We start from the raw sequence: 14967 nt of genomic DNA, 5'->3' as shown, positions 1-14967 counted from the left end.
CTCCCCCGGGCCGTGACGCGACCCCGTTCCCGGCGGGTCGGCCGCCTTTCGTGAACGGCGTGTGGCAGTCGCGTTGCGGCCGCCCCGGAACCCTTGAGCCCCTTGCGGCACCGCGCTTACGGTCTTCTCATCAGGTTCGGAACGAGTGAGCCGTGCCGCACCTGAGAACGACCGTGTGCCCGAGTGGTTCAGGGGCTCGACTGCAACTCGAGTTACGTGGGTTCGAATCCCGCCACGGTCTCCGCGCAGGAGTCGGCCGTCCCGTCCAGGGGCGGCCGTTCTGCTTCGGAGCGACCGTTCTGCTTCGGGGCGGCCGTTCCTGCCGGGCGGCCGAGGCTACCGGGACCGGGACCGCTAGGCGTACAGCATGCCGGCCGAGCGGTCCTCGAATATCTCCGGCCAGTGGCGGCGGCCGTCGTCGCCGGGGAGAACCGGGGTCCGGTCGCAGGCGCCGGGGTCGACGGTGGCGAGCGTCTCGGTCAGGGTGGCGGCGAGCTGTTCGTAGGAGTCGCTCAGGTGGTGGACCGCGTCCACCGTCTTCTCGCGGTGGAGGAGCCACAGGGTGAAGGCCAGCGTGGAGATGTCCGCGTTGAGCGGGCGCAGGGTGAGGTCCGGCTCGCTCCAGGCGAGCACCGCGCCCGTGGTGCCGTCCAACACCAGGCTCGTGTCCTCCAGGAGGTCGCCGAGGCGTATGAGGCTCCCGGCCGCGGCCGGGAGCAGAGCGGCGGAGAACGCGTCGGGGCCCTCGTCCGCGTAGTACTCGGTGAGGGCCGCCAGCGGCATCTCGGTGTCGAGCTGGAACAGGAAGCCGTCCTCGGGCAGGCCCGACTCCCGCAGGAAGCGGCGGGTCGGCTCGTGCGTCAGGGCGGGCGGGAAGTCGACGTCCTCGAAGCGCATGATGCCACCGGCGCCGAACTCCTCGTCCAGCAGCCGTTTCGGCAGGCCGAGGACGAGTCCGTCGCCGGGTCCGGCGATCCGGGCGAGCGGGCGGATCAGGGCGGCCATCCGCCAGTACGGCGGGACGTCCTCGCCGGTGGCGTCCTCGAAGACGGCGCTCAGCCGGTCCGACACCTGCGCGACCGCCTTCGGGCCGAACGGGCCGGAACGGCCCCGGGACAGGGTCAGTTCCCCGGTGGCCGCCGCGAAGCGCAGCAGGGCGTCCAGGGAGGGCGCCAGGGGCGAGAGGTCCAGATGGGCGGGGTTCGGCCGGACGTACGCCGAGGACACCGCCCCCGTCGTCCCGTCGAGCAGGATCGACTCCAGGTCCCGGTCGAGGCTGCGCAGCGCTCCGACGACGAGCTGGTCGCGCAGTTCCTCCGCGAGCTTGTCGGCGTCGCCCGCGAGGTCGGCGACCGTGCGCAGGCCGTGCTCGCGCAGGGCTCCGAACGCGAGCAGCGCGTCGTCGTGGGGCAGTCCGGGGCCGGTGAGCCGGTCCCGGGTGCCCGGGTGCGTGACGAACGGACCCAGCTCGTCCTCGGACAGTGTGATCGTGCCGTCGACCTCGGTGTCAGTCGTACTCATGGCTCCCCCGCGCATGTGAACGCTCCGTGCTTCCCCCGGTAGGGAACGGCCGGTCGTGCCACGGCAGTTCCCCACGAGCCAGAACGATACGCCGCACCACTGACAACGCCAGGGGCGCGCCGGGACGGACCGCGCCCGGTCGGGAAATCGTCGGCGGGGCGCCGCGTTGGGCCTCGGGGAAACGGGGGGCGTCGGATGAAGCGGTGGACGTCAGGTGAAGCGGTGGGCGTCAGGTGAAGCGGTGGGCGTCAGGTGAAGTAGACGCCGCCGAGGACGACGGCCAGGGCCGCGAGCACGAACAGCAGCACCCAGAGCAGCAGTTTGCCCACGCCGGGCGCGGGTTCGTAGCGCGGCTGCCCGGCTTCGGCGCCGGGGACCGGCGGGGCGGAGCCGTCCGGCGAGGGTTCGCCCGAGGCGCGCTCCCGCCCGGTCACGAGGCCGTCACCACGGCCGCCTGCGGGCGGATCGGCAGCCGGTTGACAGGCCGTCCGGTGGCCGCGCGTACGGCGGAGGCGATGGCCGCGGGCGAGGTCACGACCGGCACCGCGCTGGCCGCCTTGGCACCGAAGGGTGCGACGACGTCGCGCTCCTCGACCAGCTTGACGATGTGGATGTCGGGCGCGTCCAGGGCGGTCGGCAGGGCATAGCCGGTGAGATCCGGGTGGCGGACCAGACCGCGGTTGGTGCGGAGGTTCTCGGTCAGCGCGGCGCCCACGCCCTGGGTGACGCCGGCCTCGATGCGGGCTCTGAGCTGTGCCGGGTTGAGGATCCGGCCGACGTCCTGGGCGAGCGCCAGCTCCACGACCCGTACCGAGCCGAGTTCGATGTCGACGTCGACCACCGCGCGGACGGCGCAGAACGCGAGGCCCACGAAGGCGTCGCCCTGGCCGTTCTCGTCCAGCGGTTCGGTCGGGTGCGGGCGGCACTGCGCGGTCGCCCACAGCTCCTTGCCGTCCATCGCCTCGGTGACCGTGGTCGACAGCACTCCGTCGTACGAGGTGATCTTGCCGTCGGTGATCTGGAGCAGCTCGGTGGACATGCCGAACTTGTGCGCCAGGGGCTGCAACAACTGCGTACGGACCATCTTGGCCGCCCGCTCCACCGCTCCGCCGGACACCCAGGTGTGCCGGCCGCGGGAGCTCGGGCCGGCCGGCGGCTGGTCGGTGTCGACCGGAGCCACGTGCACCTCGTCGATGCCGAGGGTCTCCTGGACGATCTGGCGGGCCAGCGTGGTGAAGCCCTGGCCGGTCTCCACCGCCGCGCAGAGCACGGTGGCGACGCCGTCGTGGACCTTGACGGTGGCGGTCGAGACCTCGTCGGCGCCCTCGGCGCCGAGCATGTGCACCATGCCCAGTCCGTAGCCGACACCGCGGCGTACGGCACCGGGTTCGCCCGCGCCCTCGGGGCCGCCGGGCAGCAGCCACTCGTCCTCGGGCGTGTCCTTGGGCAGGGCGGGCAGCGGGTAGTCGCGTACCGCCTGGAGGAGCTCGGCGACGGGCGCCGGGCAGGTCACCGTCTGGCCGGTGGGCAGGACGTCGCCCGTGGCCAGGACGTTGCGCAGGCGCAGCTCGGCGGGGTCGACGCCGAGCTTCTTCGCCAGCTTGTCCATCTGGGCCTCGTAGGCGGCGCACACCTGGAGGGCGCCCTCGCCGCGCACATGGCCCGAGGGCGGGTTGTTGGTGCGGACGGCCCAGCCCTCGATGAAGGCGTTCGGGACGACGTAGGGGCCGCAGGCGAAGGAGACGGCGGCGGCCAGCGACTCGCCGGAGGTGTCGGCGTAGGCGCCCGCGTCGAGCAGGATCTGGGCCTCGACCTTGACGAGGTTGCCCTCGGCGTCGGCGTGGTGGCGGTAGCGCAGCAGGGTCGGGTGCCGGTGGGCGTGGCCGAGGAAGGACTCCTCGCGCGTGGCGGTGAGTTTCACCGGGCAGCCGGTCGCCAGGGCGAGGAGGCCGAGCGCGAGCTGGAAGCCCTGGTCCTCGCGGTCGGCGGTGGCTCCGGGGACACCGGTGACGACGACCTTCACGCGCGCGGGTTCGAGGCCGTAGCAGGCGGCGGCCGCGTCGCGGTCGCTGTGCGGGTCGGTGGAGGCGATGTAGAGCTCGACGCCGCCGTCGGGGCGGGGCACGGCGAGTCCGGCCTCGGCGCCGATGGGGGCGGGGTCCTGGCGGCCGATGCGGTACAGGCCCTCGACGACGACCTCGCCGACCGCGTCCGGGTCGCCGTGGCTCAGCGGGATGTGCCGGATCAGGTTGCCGTCGGGGTGCAGCGGTTCGGCCTCGAAGGCGTGCTCCGGGTCGGTGACCGGTTCGAGCACCTCGTACTCGACGATGACGGCGGCGGCGGCCATGCGCGCGGTGTCGGGATGGTCGGCGGCGACGGCCGCGATGGGCTCGCCGTGGTGGCGAACGACGTCGGAGGCGAACACCGGACGGTCGGCTCTGCCGCGGCCGTGGATCGGGGTGCCGGGCACGTCCTCGTGGGTGATGACCGCGCGTACGCCGGCCATCTCGCGCGCGTGGCTGGTGTCGATGGACAGGATGCGGGCGTGCGGGTGCGGCGAGCGGAGCACGGCGGCCCACAGGAGGCCCTCGGCCCACAGGTCGGCGGCGTAGGGGAACGTGCCCTCGGTCTTGGCGCGGTCGTCCGCGGCGGGCAGCGAGACGCCGAGCCCGTGCGGCAGGGGCTCGGGGCCCGTCTCGGGCGCCGCCGGTGTCGCGGTCGCGGCTTGGTTGGTCACGCCTGGCCTCCGTCCTGGCCGTACGGCTGCTGTGCCGGGGAACCGTAGGCGGCGCCGTCCTCGTACGCGGACGGGTGGATGCCGCCGGCGCCGGGGCCGGCCTGGTGCGGGATGCGGGCCTCGTCCGCCTCGGGGGCGGCCTCGGCCTCGGCCGCGGTGGCGGAGTGCGCCTCGCGTTCGGCGACGACCTCGCGCACGGCGTCCAGGACACCGCGGTAGCCGGAGCAGCGGCACAGGTTGCCGCACAGGGCCTGGCGGGTCTCCAGCTCGGTCGGAGCGGGGTTGCCCTCCAGCAGGTCGTGCAGGGTCATCGCCATGCCGGGGACGCAGAAACCGCACTGCACGGCACCGCACCTGGCCAGCGCCCGCTGGACGTCGGAGGGCTGCCCGTCGGCGGCCAGGCCCTCGACGGTGCGCACCTCGCTGCCGGCGGCGGTGACGCCGGGTACCAGGCAGGACGCCACGAGCCGGCCGTCCACCTGGATGTTGCAGGCGCCGCACTCGCCCTGCGAGCAGCCGTCCTTGGCGCCCGCGAGGCCGAGCCGCTCGCGCAGCACGTAGAGCAGCGACTCGCCGACCCAGGCGTCGGTGACCGGCCGGTCGGCGCCGTTGACGCGCAGGACGTAGGAGGCGAGGGGGTGATCGTCGTGTCCGGGCGGGGCCGGGAGGTCCGCGTCGGGTGTCTCGTCGGCCGTCACGGCGGCCTCGTGCGCCGGATCCGGCTCGGCCGCCTCGGGCGTCCCCGCAGTCACCGGCTCGGGGTCGGCGGCGGACTCAGGGACCTCGTGAGCGGCCTGCGCGGGCCTCTGGGCGGCCTGCGCGGGCGATTCGACTCCGGGATGCCCCGCGTGTCCGGCGGGGGCCTCAGCGACCGCTTCGTGGGCGTCGGCGGTCCAGGGCTGTCCGATCTCGCCGGCCCAGGGCGCGGCCGCGCCGCCGGGGAGCGTGGCGGGCGGTGTGCCGCCCCACTGCTCGACGAGCGCCGAGGTGGTGAACTCGCCCGATTCGTCCGGGAGGTCGCCTCCGGCCACCGGGATCGACCACTGCCCGGTCACGTCGTGTCCGGGGCCCTGCGCCTGGCCGGAGCCGTCGTCGAACTGCCACTGCCCGGTGGACCCGGGGTGGTACGCGAACCGGTCGTCGTGGCCGCCGGCCTGCTGTGCGGTGTCGTGATCCGGCCACTGCGGGGTGTCGCCCCGACCGGCCCAGGCGCCGCCGGCGGCCGGGTCCGCGGACTCGGGCGGGGCGGGCGTCACGGAGATCTGCGGGGGCACGTAGCCGTGTCCGGGCGCGGCCAGCGGCTCCCGGCTGGCGAGGAGCGCCTCTATGCCGCCCTCGGGGAGTTTGACGAAGGCGGTGGCTCCGTCGTCGTAGTCGCCCTGGGGCAGCGGGTCCCAGCGGCTCCCACCGCGCGAAGCGCCCTCTTCGTGCTGGTCGTCGGTCACGACAGTGCCCTTCCAAGTGCTCGTCGGGCCAGCGCGGCGACAGTGCGCCGCAGGTGCAGTACGGCGGGCGGAAGCGGTGTGAGGGTTCCGTCCTCGGCGGGGACGGGGTCCGGGATGCAGGCCGCGGCCACGTACTCGCCGAACGCGTTCAGCGCCTCGGGGACGATCGCGCGGTTGTTGTCCCAGTCGATGAGCTGGGCCACCCAGGCCTCGGCGTCCAGCGGCCGCAGCGGCATGGGCGCTATGGCGCCGACGGCGCAGCGCACGCCGCGCCGGGCCGGGTCGAGGACGACCGCGACGGAGGCGATGGCGCGCCCGGGTCCGGTGCGGCCGGTGGCCTTCAGGAAGACCTGCGGGGCGTGCAGCAGCGGCACGCGCACGTAGCCGATGAGTTCGCCGCCGCGGAGCATGTCCACGCCGGCGAGCAGATGCGACACGGGGATCTCGCGGCGGGCTCCGCCCGGCCCCGCGATGATCAACGTGGCTTCGAGGGCGGCCAGGACGGGCAGCGCGTCCCCGGTGGGAGCGGCCGAGGCGATGTTGCCGCCGAGGGTGCCGGCGTTGCGGATCTGCGGCGGTCCGGCCGCTCTCGCGGCGGCCGCGAGCGCCGGGATGAGGGCCGCGAAGTCGGGGCGGCCCATGCGGGCGTGCGTGAGGCCCGCGCCGAGCAGCGCGTGGCCGTCCTGGTACTGCCAGCCGCGGATCTCGGTGATCCGGCCGAGGCCGACGAGCGCGGCCGGCCGGAGCTGTCCGGAGTTGACCGCGGCCATGAGATCCGTGCCGCCGGCCACCGGAACGGCCGTGGGCATGGCGGACAGCGCCGCCACCGCCTCGTCCAGCGAGACGGGCAGCGTCACGGCCTGCGCCGTCTGCGGTGCGTGCGTGGTCAAACCGGTTGCCCCTTCCCGCTGCCCCACCTGGTCCCACCTGTGCTGCCGTACGGTACGTGCTGACAGGGCGGACGTGGCAACTCTGGCACATCTTCCCGGGCCCTCGACGCGGGGGTCCGCTAGGAGGCATTCGCCCGCCTCACCAGGGAGATGGCCTGTTTTCGCACGGCATCACCGGTGGAAGCCGATTATCACTCTTCGGTGCGCCTTGGGGGCTATTTTTCCTTGCGGTGCAACGGCTCCGGAGCACAGGCGCCGGAGCCGGGCGACCGTGAGCGGTCTCACACGTTCGGGGGCGCCCCCTCGATCGGGCGTCCGAGCACCCCCGGCCGCCGCTGCCACGGCCGCGGACCCGAGGGCGCGCGGTAGGCCACGCCGAGGGCGTCGAGCCGCCCGTAGTGGGCGTTCATCCGCCGCTCGAAGCCGGCGAAGTCCCGCTCCCCGGGGACCGGCAGACGGCTCCAGGCGACCTCGGCGAAGGCGGCGAGCCGCGGGAACGCCTGGTAGTCCACGCGCGTGTGGTCCTCCATCACCTCGGTCCACAGGTTGGCCTGCGTGCCCAGCACGTGCCTCGCCTCCGCCTCGGTGAGCTGCGGCGGAACCGGCTCGAAGCGGTAGACGTCCTCCAGGGTGCGCACGTAGGCGATCGGCACCGGTTCGTCCTCGCCCGCGGCCTGACGGTAGTCCAGGTACACGTGCTGCTCGGGGCACATGACGACGTCGTGGCCCGCGCGCGCGGCCGTGACCCCGCCCTGGTAGCCGCGCCACGAGGAGACGGCGGCGCCGGGGGCGAGACCGCCCTCCAGGATCTCGTCCCAGCCGATGAGCCGACGTCCGCGCGCGGACAGCCAGTTGTCGAAGTGCCGGATGAACCAGGCCTGCAACGCGTCCTCGTCGGCGAGGCCGAGTTCCCGGATGCGCGCCTGCGCCGCGGCCGACTCCCTCCACTGGTCCTTGGCGCACTCGTCGCCCCCGATGTGGAAGAAACCGGAGAACTCCGGGAAGCGGTCCGGGTCCGCCGGGAACAGGTCGAGGAGTTCCTCGAACACCCCCTCGTAGAAGCGCAGGGTGTTGTCAGTGGGGGCGAGTACGTTTTTGGAGACGCCCCAGTTGTCCCAGACGGTCAGGGAGGTCGTGTCGATGACGTCGGTGTTGCCCAGTTCCGGATACGCGGCGATGGCGGCCTGCGAGTGGCCGGGGATGTCGATTTCGGGGACGACGGCGATATGCCGATCGGCCGCGTACGCGACGATCTCCCGGATGTCGTCCTGGGTGTAGAAGCCTCCGTGCGGCTTCTCGTCCCACAGCGGCGAGGCCCGGTGGCCGAATTTGGTGCGCGCCCGCCAGGAGCCGATCTCCGTCAGCTTCGGATAGCGATTGATCTGAACACGCCATCCCTGATCGTCGGTGAGATGGAAGTGGAAGACGTTGAGTTTGTGCGCGGCCAGCAGATCGAGGTAGCGCAGGACGCCTTCCTTCGGCATGAAGTGCCGGGAGACGTCGAGCATCAGGCCGCGCCAGCGGAATCGGGGCGCGTCCTCGACGACCCCGTGCTCGATTTCGTACGCCGTCCGCGGACGGACCGGGGCGCGGCGGAAAGCGTCGGGGCCCAGCAGTTGACGCAGTGTCTGGGCACCCCAGAAGACGCCGGCCGCGTCGCCGCCGCGGATCTCGACGCCGTCGTCGCCGACAGCGAGCCGGTACGCCTCCGGCCCCAGGGTGTCGTCGAGAAGCAGGCGTACGGCGCGCGGAGCGTCCCGCGGCCCAGGTCGCAGCGGCAGTCCGAGCGCGGCGCCCAGGACCGAGCCGAGCCAGCGTGCGGTGGTGTCCGTGCCCGGCGCGGCCCACAGGACGGTGTCCGCGTCCAGCGTGAACCGCCCCTCCGCCGTGCCTTCGACGACGAGGGGAGCGGGGATCAGGCCCGTGTCCTTCATGTCCATCCGTCCTTCAGTCCTTTACCGCCGCCGGGGCCGGAGACGGGTCACTGGGGTTCGCGTACGAAGGGGATCGGCACGCGGAGTATCGGCGCGGGAAATCGTCCGGGCGGCCGGGGGACGGCGGGCGGGAAAGGGACCCGCCGGAGAAATCGCGTGCGGTGCGCCAGGCCTGGTTCACGGACGCCTTCCGCGCGTCCGCGACGGCCCCGGTGAAACCGCGCGGCACCGGGGCCGTGAAGGGCCGCGGGAAGGCCGCGCGCGGCATGGTCTTCGGACCGCCCGACTTCGGTGGTCCGAAGTCGGGCGGGAAGAGGAGGAGAGGTCCGCCGGAGCCTCGCGGGTACCGTCCGGGCGGTCCGGAACATGATCGGCGAGGCGGCCCGGAATCGGAAGCGGAATCGTCGAGGCGGTGCCGCAGCGGGAAATCCGATGAGCGCGGGGACGACCGCGGCGCGATCGGGCCGGAGAAGGCGCCCGAGGAACTGGCGGACGAATTCCCGCCGCCCCGGGATGCCCGGAGAAGTTCCGCGGGAAGGCCGCGGTCCGCACGGCGCGTACGCGGCGGAAGCATTGCGACCGGAGAGCTGCGCGGACCCCGTACGGCCGGTCGGCCGGACGGCATCGGCCGACCGCGAGGCAGCCGTGGGCCGGAGGACATCGGTCGGCCGAAGGGCGTTGTCCGGCCGCGGCGCGCTGGTCGGCCGGAGGACACCGGTCAGCCCCAGCGCACCGTTCAGCCGCAGGACGCTGGTCGGCCGGGGCGCACCGGTCGACCCCGGGGCGCCGTGCGCCGACCGGCGACGCGAGGGTCACCGTCCGCACCACGGCGGTCCGGGAGCACGGGGCTTCAACGGGCGTCCTCCAGCCAGAGCATGTTGCGGCATGCGCAATGACGGTTTCGCATCGCACAACACACGGAGGCTAAGGAGTACCGGGACCCGCCCACAAGAGGTCTACACCACTCTGTGATCGCGGACGGCTGTGAAAAACGGCCCGGCCCGCGGGGGACACAGCCACGCCCCGCTCGAACACGACGGCCGCGGTGCCCGCGAACGCCCCGCGCCGGCCCGGCCCCGCACACGACACGGCCGCGGCGCCCCCTCGCCCGGGGACGTCGCGGCCGTGGCCGGTCTGCGCGGCGTGGCGCCGGGGCCGAAGCCCGGCGCTACTTCTTGTCGCCGCCCTTGCCCTGGTCGCCGCCACCGGCGCCCATGGACTCGAAGATCTCCTTGCACATGGGACACACGGGGTACTTCTTCGGGTCGCGGCCCGGCACCCACACCTTGCCGCACAGCGCCACCACGGGCGTGCCGTCCAGCGCGCTCGCCATGATCTTGTCCTTCTGGACGTAATGGGCGAAGCGCTCGTGGTCCCCGTCACCGTGCGACACCTGCGGCGTCGGCTCTACGAGGGTCCCCGTCCCCGTGCCTCGCTGGGGCTGGGTCTCAGGCTCAAGAGTGCTCATGAAGCCAAGGGTACTGGGGCTCGCGGCCATCAGTTGAGGGAAGGGTCGCGCGCCTTCGGCGGAAGGCACGGGGGCCGGTGCGCCGGTCAGTTGAGGGAGGGGTCGTCGGGGTACGTCGCGACCATCGCCAGTTCGCTGCGCTGGCGGCGCAGGACCTCGCGCCACAGGCGTTCGGGCGCCGGGGACGAGACGTCACCGGGTTCGGACTCGACGACGTACCAGGCGCCTTCGACCAGTTCGTTCTCCAGCTGGCCCGGTCCCCAGCCCGCGTACCCGGCGAAGATGCGCAGGGAGCCGAGGGCGGACGCCAGAAGCTCGGGCGGGGCCTCCAGGTCCACGAGACCGATCGCGCCGTGCACCCGCCGCCAGCCGAGGGGCGCGCGCTCCCCCGCCGTGCCGCCCGGGATGACCGCCACCCCCAGCGCGGAGTCCAGCGAGACGGGACCGCCCTGGAAGACGACACCCGGTTCCCCGGCCAGCCCGGCCCAGTTCTCCAGGATGTCCCCGACACCGACCGGCGTCGGACGGTTGAGGACGACACCGAGGGAGCCCTCCTCGTCGTGGTCGAGGAGCAGCACCACCGCACGGTCGAAGTTCGGGTCCGCCAGGGCGGGCGTGGCCACGAGCAGCCGCCCTGTGAGCGAGGACACCTCGGTCATGCCAGACATGATCCCGCACATTCCCTTCATGTGGGGAGCCAATGCGCGTACGGGAGTGAATGCAGCTCAGGGCGCAACGAAGCGTCGCCCGCGCACACCCGTGACGGTGACCCCACGTACCCGGCCCGGGACGGCTCGTGTTGTGGCCAAGCTATGACAGAGCTGAGTCCTCCTCGGGCTTACTGCGCCGGGGCGGGTGCCCATTACCCTTGCTGTTCGGCTCCCGTACGACCGGCCTGCCGACGACCCACCGTGCCCAACTCATCGGAACGCGAGATACATGACCGTCAACGACGATGTCCTGCTTGTCCATGGCGGAACCCCGCTTGAGGGCGAGATCCGTGTCCGCGGTGCGAAGAACCTCGTACCGAAGGCCATGGTCGCCGCCCTGCTGGGCAGCGGTCCGAGCCGGCTGCGCAATGTCCCCGACATCCGCGACGTCCGTGTCGTACGCGGGCTGCTGCAGTTGCACGGTGTGACCGTCCGTCCGGGCGAGGAGCCCGGCGAGCTGATCCTCGACCCCTCGCACGTCGAGAGCGCGAACGTCGCCGACATCGACGCCCACGCGGGCTCGTCGCGCATCCCGATCCTCTTCTGCGGCCCGCTGCTGCACCGGCTGGGCCACGCGTTCATCCCGGGCCTGGGCGGCTGCGACATCGGCGGCCGGCCGATCGACTTCCACTTCGAGGTGCTGCGGCAGTTCGGCGCGAAGATCGAGAAGCGGGAGGACGGCCAGTACCTGGAGGCCCCGCAGCGGCTGCGCGGCACCAAGATCCAGCTTCCGTACCCGTCCGTGGGCGCGACCGAGCAGGTCCTGCTGACCGCGGTCCTCGCGGAGGGTGTCACGGAGCTCTCGAACGCGGCCGTGGAGCCGGAGATCGAGGACCTGATCTGCGTCCTGCAGAAGATGGGCGCCATCATCGCGATGGACACCGACCGGACGATCCGCATCACCGGTGTGGACTCGCTCGGCGGTTACACCCACGCGGCTCTCCCGGACCGCCTGGAGGCCGCCTCGTGGGCCTCCGCGGCGCTGGCGACCGAGGGCAACATCTACGTCCGCGGCGCCCAGCAGCGGTCGATGATGACGTTCCTCAACACCTACCGCAAGGTCGGTGGCGCCTTCGAGATCGACGACGAGGGCATCCGCTTCTGGCACCCGGGCGGCCAGCTCAAGTCCATCGCCCTGGAGACGGACGTCCACCCCGGTTTCCAGACCGACTGGCAGCAGCCCCTGGTCGTGGCCCTGACGCAGGCCACCGGCCTGTCGATCATCCACGAGACGGTGTACGAGTCCCGCCTGGGCTTCACGTCCGCGCTGAACCAGATGGGCGCGCACATCCAGCTCTACCGCGAGTGCCTCGGCGGCTCGGTCTGCCGCTTCGGCCAGCGCAACTTCCTGCACTCCGCGGTCGTTTCGGGCCCGACGAAGCTTCAGGGCGCCGACCTGGTCATCCCCGACCTGCGCGGCGGTTTCTCGTACCTCATCGCGGCGCTGGCGGCGCAGGGCACGTCCCGCGTCCACGGCATCGACCTGATCAACCGCGGCTACGAGAACTTCATGGACAAGCTCATGGAGCTCGGCGCGAAGGTCGAACTCCCCGGCAAGGCGCTCGGCTGACACCGACTTCTCCGCCCCGGCCGGACCGGCACACCTCCGGCTGGGGGTCCGGGGGTCATCCCCCGGGCAAGCACAGCATGGACAAGCTCATGGAGCTCGGCGCGAAGGTCGAACCCCCCGGCAAGGCGCTCGGCTAGAGCTCCGGCGGGTTCGCCCGTGTACGCCGATGGGGCGGCCCCCTGAAAGGGCCGCCCCATTGGCGTTGCTGGGCTTCGTACGCCTCCCGCGTCCCGCGTCCGAGGGGAACGTACCGGCGCCGGGACTAGTTGCCCTTGGCGGCTTCCTTGAGCTTGCTGCCCGCGGAGACCTTCACGCTGAAGCCGGCCGGGATCTGGATCGGGTCGCCGGTCTGCGGGTTGCGCGCGGTGCGAGCGGCACGGTGGGTGCGCTCGAAGGTCAGGAAGCCGGGGATGGTCACCTTCTCGTCGCCCTTGGCGACGATCTCGCCGACGGTCTCGGCGAAAGCGGCCAGAACGGCGTCGGCGTCCTTGCGGGTCACCTCGGCGCGGTCGGCCAGCGCGGCCACCAGCTCACTGCGGTTCATGTTGTTACTCCCGTGTTCTTCTTGCTGTTGAGGCGTGCCAGGCGGCGGAGCCGCATATCGGGCACAGTGAAGCCGATGCTGCCAGGGTCCTCGGTCGGCTCCCGGACCCGGGTCCGTCGCCAGACCGTCGCGCCCGAATACGCATCCTGCCCCCACCTGCGGCGGGAAAGCCAATCCGGCGCCCCTGGGAGTCACACGAACACCCTTGGGGGTCACACGAAGAGGCCCCTGCGAGGCCTGAGCCTGGCCGCCACCCTAGAGGCGGCCACTGGCCCCGCGTTCCGCGACGCGCCGGGTTCCGGGCGGTCGTGGCGCCCGTCACAGCCGGGACGTCGGCCGGTACGGCACGTGCGCGCGGCCCGGCTCGACCCGCGCTACGCGCTCGCGTTGGCCGCGACCATCGCCCCCGCCGCCTTCGCCGCGTCACGCACCGCTCCGGCGACCGCGCCCGCGACCTTGTCGTTGAAGACGCTGGGGATGATGTAGTTCGGGTTGAGCTCGTCCTCGGTCACCACGCTCGCGAGCGCGGCCGCGGCGGCGAGCATCATGTCCGTGTTGACGGTACGCGACTGGGCGTCCAGGAGGCCGCGGAAGACGCCCGGGAACACCAGGACGTTGTTGATCTGGTTGGGGAAGTCGGAGCGTCCGGTGGCCACAACTGCCGCGGTCTGGCGGGCGATTGCCGGGTCGACCTCGGGGTCGGGATTCGCGAGCGCGAACACGATGGCGTTCTCCGCCATCGAGGCCACGTCGTCGCCGTCGATCACGTTCGGGGCGGAGACACCGATGAACACGTCGGCGTCGCGCACCGCCTCCTTCAAGGTGCCCGTGAGGCCTTCGAGGTTCGTGTTGTCGGCGATCCAGCGCAGCGGCGAGTCCGGGGCGGCGTCGACGAGGTCACCGCGGCCCGCGTGCACGACGCCGTGGATGTCGGCGACGACGGCGTTCTTCACCCCGGCGGCGATGAGCAGCTTGAGGATGGCGGTACCGGCCGCTCCCGCGCCGGACATGACGACCCGGATGTCGCCGATCGCCTTGCCCGCGACGCGAAGGGCGTTGGTCAGGGCGGCGAGGACGACGATGGCCGTGCCGTGCTGGTCGTCGTGGAAGACGGGGATGTCGAGGGCCTCGCGCAGCCGGGCCTCGATCTCGAAGCAGCGGGGCGCGGAGATGTCCTCCAGGTTGATGCCCGCGAAGCCGGGGGCGATCGCCTTGACGATCTCGACGATCGCGTCGGTGTCCTGGGTGTCCAGGCACAGCGGCCAGGCGTCGATGCCGGCGAAGCGCTTGAAGAGGGCCGCCTTGCCCTCCATGACGGGCAGCGCGGCCATCGGGCCGATGTTGCCGAGGCCCAGCACCGCGGAGCCGTCCGTCACGACCGCAACGGAATTGCGCTTGATGGTGAGACGGCGGGCGTCCTCGGGGTTCTCGGCGATCGCCATGCACACCCGGGCCACACCCGGGGTGTAGATCATGGAGAGGTCGTCACGGTTGCGAATCGGGTGCTTGGACTGCATCTCGATCTTGCCGCCGAGGTGCATGAGGAACGTACGGTCGGACACCTTGCCGAGCGTCACGCCCTCGATGTTCCGGAGCTCCTCGACGATCTCGTCGGCGTGCGAGGTGGAGCTCGCCGCGATGGTGACGTCGATCCGGAGCTTCTCGTGCCCGGACGCGGTCACGTCGAGGCCGGTCACCGAGCCTCCGCTGGACTCCACGGCCGTCGTGAGCTGGGAGACCGCGGTTCCGCTCGCGGGCACCTCCAGCCGGACCGTCATCGAGTAGGAGACGCTGGGCGCCGTTGCCATGGCCGACTTCCTCTGCTTTCACCGAGTCACTGCTGTGTGCCGTCCGATCGTCGCACCTACCACTGAGTACGCGGTAGTCGCCCCGGATTGCGAACGTTTTGGTCGCCGGGGGTTCGCACTTCGGAAAGCGGATTCCACTGTACGAGAGGGTGTCCGCCTCAGCGAGAGAGGGTCGGGTGACGAAAGAGGCCCACGTCACAGGTGACGTGGGCCTCTCCAGGTCCTTCGGTGAAGGACGACGGTCAATGACACCGACCCGCCATGCTCGCCTCGCGGCAAGTGGTCGCTCGTAGCGACGAAGGTTGGGCCCGGGGGCTTGGATCGGGCCGGTGTCACGTCA

General features: G+C 72.3%; 11 protein-coding genes and 1 tRNA gene. 2 read left to right on the top strand and 10 right to left on the bottom strand.

The features are described 5' to 3' along the window. Positions 1 to 169: 169 nt before the first annotated feature. Positions 170 to 241 (top strand) — tRNA-Cys (locus ACIQ7M_RS07955). A gap of 113 nt (positions 242 to 354) precedes the next feature. On the opposite strand, the gene ACIQ7M_RS07950 is transcribed toward ACIQ7M_RS07955, so the two are convergent. The 8 genes from ACIQ7M_RS07950 to ACIQ7M_RS07915 all read right to left on the bottom strand — a co-directional run bounded on the left by ACIQ7M_RS07950 (position 355) and on the right by ACIQ7M_RS07915 (position 10654). Then, complete coding sequence (locus ACIQ7M_RS07950) at positions 355 to 1521, bottom strand: SUKH-4 family immunity protein (RefSeq protein ID WP_403641145.1); 1167 nt, start codon at positions 1519 to 1521, stop codon at positions 355 to 357. 248 nt (positions 1522 to 1769) lie between these two features. Further along, positions 1770 to 1955 (bottom strand): hypothetical protein, encoded by a 186-nt coding sequence (locus ACIQ7M_RS07945; RefSeq protein WP_403641142.1) that lies wholly within the window; start codon positions 1953 to 1955, stop codon positions 1770 to 1772. Further along, the gene (locus ACIQ7M_RS07940) at positions 1952 to 4258 is read right to left on the bottom strand and encodes a xanthine dehydrogenase family protein molybdopterin-binding subunit (RefSeq protein ID WP_386984194.1); all 2307 of its coding nucleotides are present in this window, start codon (positions 4256 to 4258) and stop codon (positions 1952 to 1954) included. The genes ACIQ7M_RS07945 and ACIQ7M_RS07940 overlap by 4 nt, the downstream gene beginning before the upstream one ends. Continuing rightward, positions 4255 to 5703 (bottom strand): 2Fe-2S iron-sulfur cluster-binding protein, encoded by a 1449-nt coding sequence (locus tag ACIQ7M_RS07935; protein WP_403641137.1) that lies wholly within the window; start codon positions 5701 to 5703, stop codon positions 4255 to 4257. The genes ACIQ7M_RS07940 and ACIQ7M_RS07935 overlap by 4 nt, the downstream gene beginning before the upstream one ends. After that, positions 5700 to 6593, bottom strand: a complete 894-nt coding sequence (locus ACIQ7M_RS07930) for an FAD binding domain-containing protein (protein ID WP_355761051.1) — start codon at positions 6591 to 6593, stop codon at positions 5700 to 5702. The genes ACIQ7M_RS07935 and ACIQ7M_RS07930 overlap by 4 nt, the downstream gene beginning before the upstream one ends. A gap of 281 nt (positions 6594 to 6874) precedes the next feature. Further along, positions 6875 to 8527: a beta-N-acetylhexosaminidase gene (locus ACIQ7M_RS07925; RefSeq protein WP_403641132.1), complete on the bottom strand. Its 1653-nt coding sequence runs from the start codon at positions 8525 to 8527 to the stop codon at positions 6875 to 6877. 1168 nt (positions 8528 to 9695) lie between these two features. Then, on the bottom strand, positions 9696 to 9995 hold the full coding sequence (locus ACIQ7M_RS07920; protein ID WP_351861896.1) for a DUF3039 domain-containing protein: 300 nt from the start codon (positions 9993 to 9995) through the stop codon (positions 9696 to 9698). An 86-nt stretch (positions 9996 to 10081) separates the two neighbouring features. Beyond that, entirely contained in the window at positions 10082 to 10654 is a 573-nt protein-coding gene (locus ACIQ7M_RS07915) for a YqgE/AlgH family protein (RefSeq protein WP_355768940.1), read from the bottom strand. Positions 10655 to 10934: 280 nt separating this feature from the next. On the opposite strand from ACIQ7M_RS07915, the gene murA reads away from it, so the two are divergent. Continuing rightward, complete coding sequence (gene murA / locus ACIQ7M_RS07910) at positions 10935 to 12275, top strand: UDP-N-acetylglucosamine 1-carboxyvinyltransferase (protein WP_355768943.1); 1341 nt, start codon at positions 10935 to 10937, stop codon at positions 12273 to 12275. A gap of 262 nt (positions 12276 to 12537) precedes the next feature. On the opposite strand, the gene ACIQ7M_RS07905 is transcribed toward murA, so the two are convergent. Together ACIQ7M_RS07905 and ACIQ7M_RS07900 are read right to left on the bottom strand one after the other, a co-directional pair. Then, positions 12538 to 12819, bottom strand: a complete 282-nt coding sequence (locus tag ACIQ7M_RS07905) for an HU family DNA-binding protein (RefSeq protein ID WP_037619258.1) — start codon at positions 12817 to 12819, stop codon at positions 12538 to 12540. A gap of 374 nt (positions 12820 to 13193) precedes the next feature. Next, the gene (locus tag ACIQ7M_RS07900) at positions 13194 to 14627 is read right to left on the bottom strand and encodes an NAD-dependent malic enzyme (RefSeq protein WP_355768947.1); all 1434 of its coding nucleotides are present in this window, start codon (positions 14625 to 14627) and stop codon (positions 13194 to 13196) included. Positions 14628 to 14967: the final 340 nt, after the last annotated feature.

Source organism: Streptomyces sp. NPDC096324 (assembly GCF_044763015.1).
Lineage (GTDB): Bacteria > Actinomycetota > Actinomycetes > Streptomycetales > Streptomycetaceae > Streptomyces.
The sequence above is the reverse complement of the archived record's forward strand: the minus strand, read 5'-3'. Positions and strand labels throughout refer to the sequence as shown.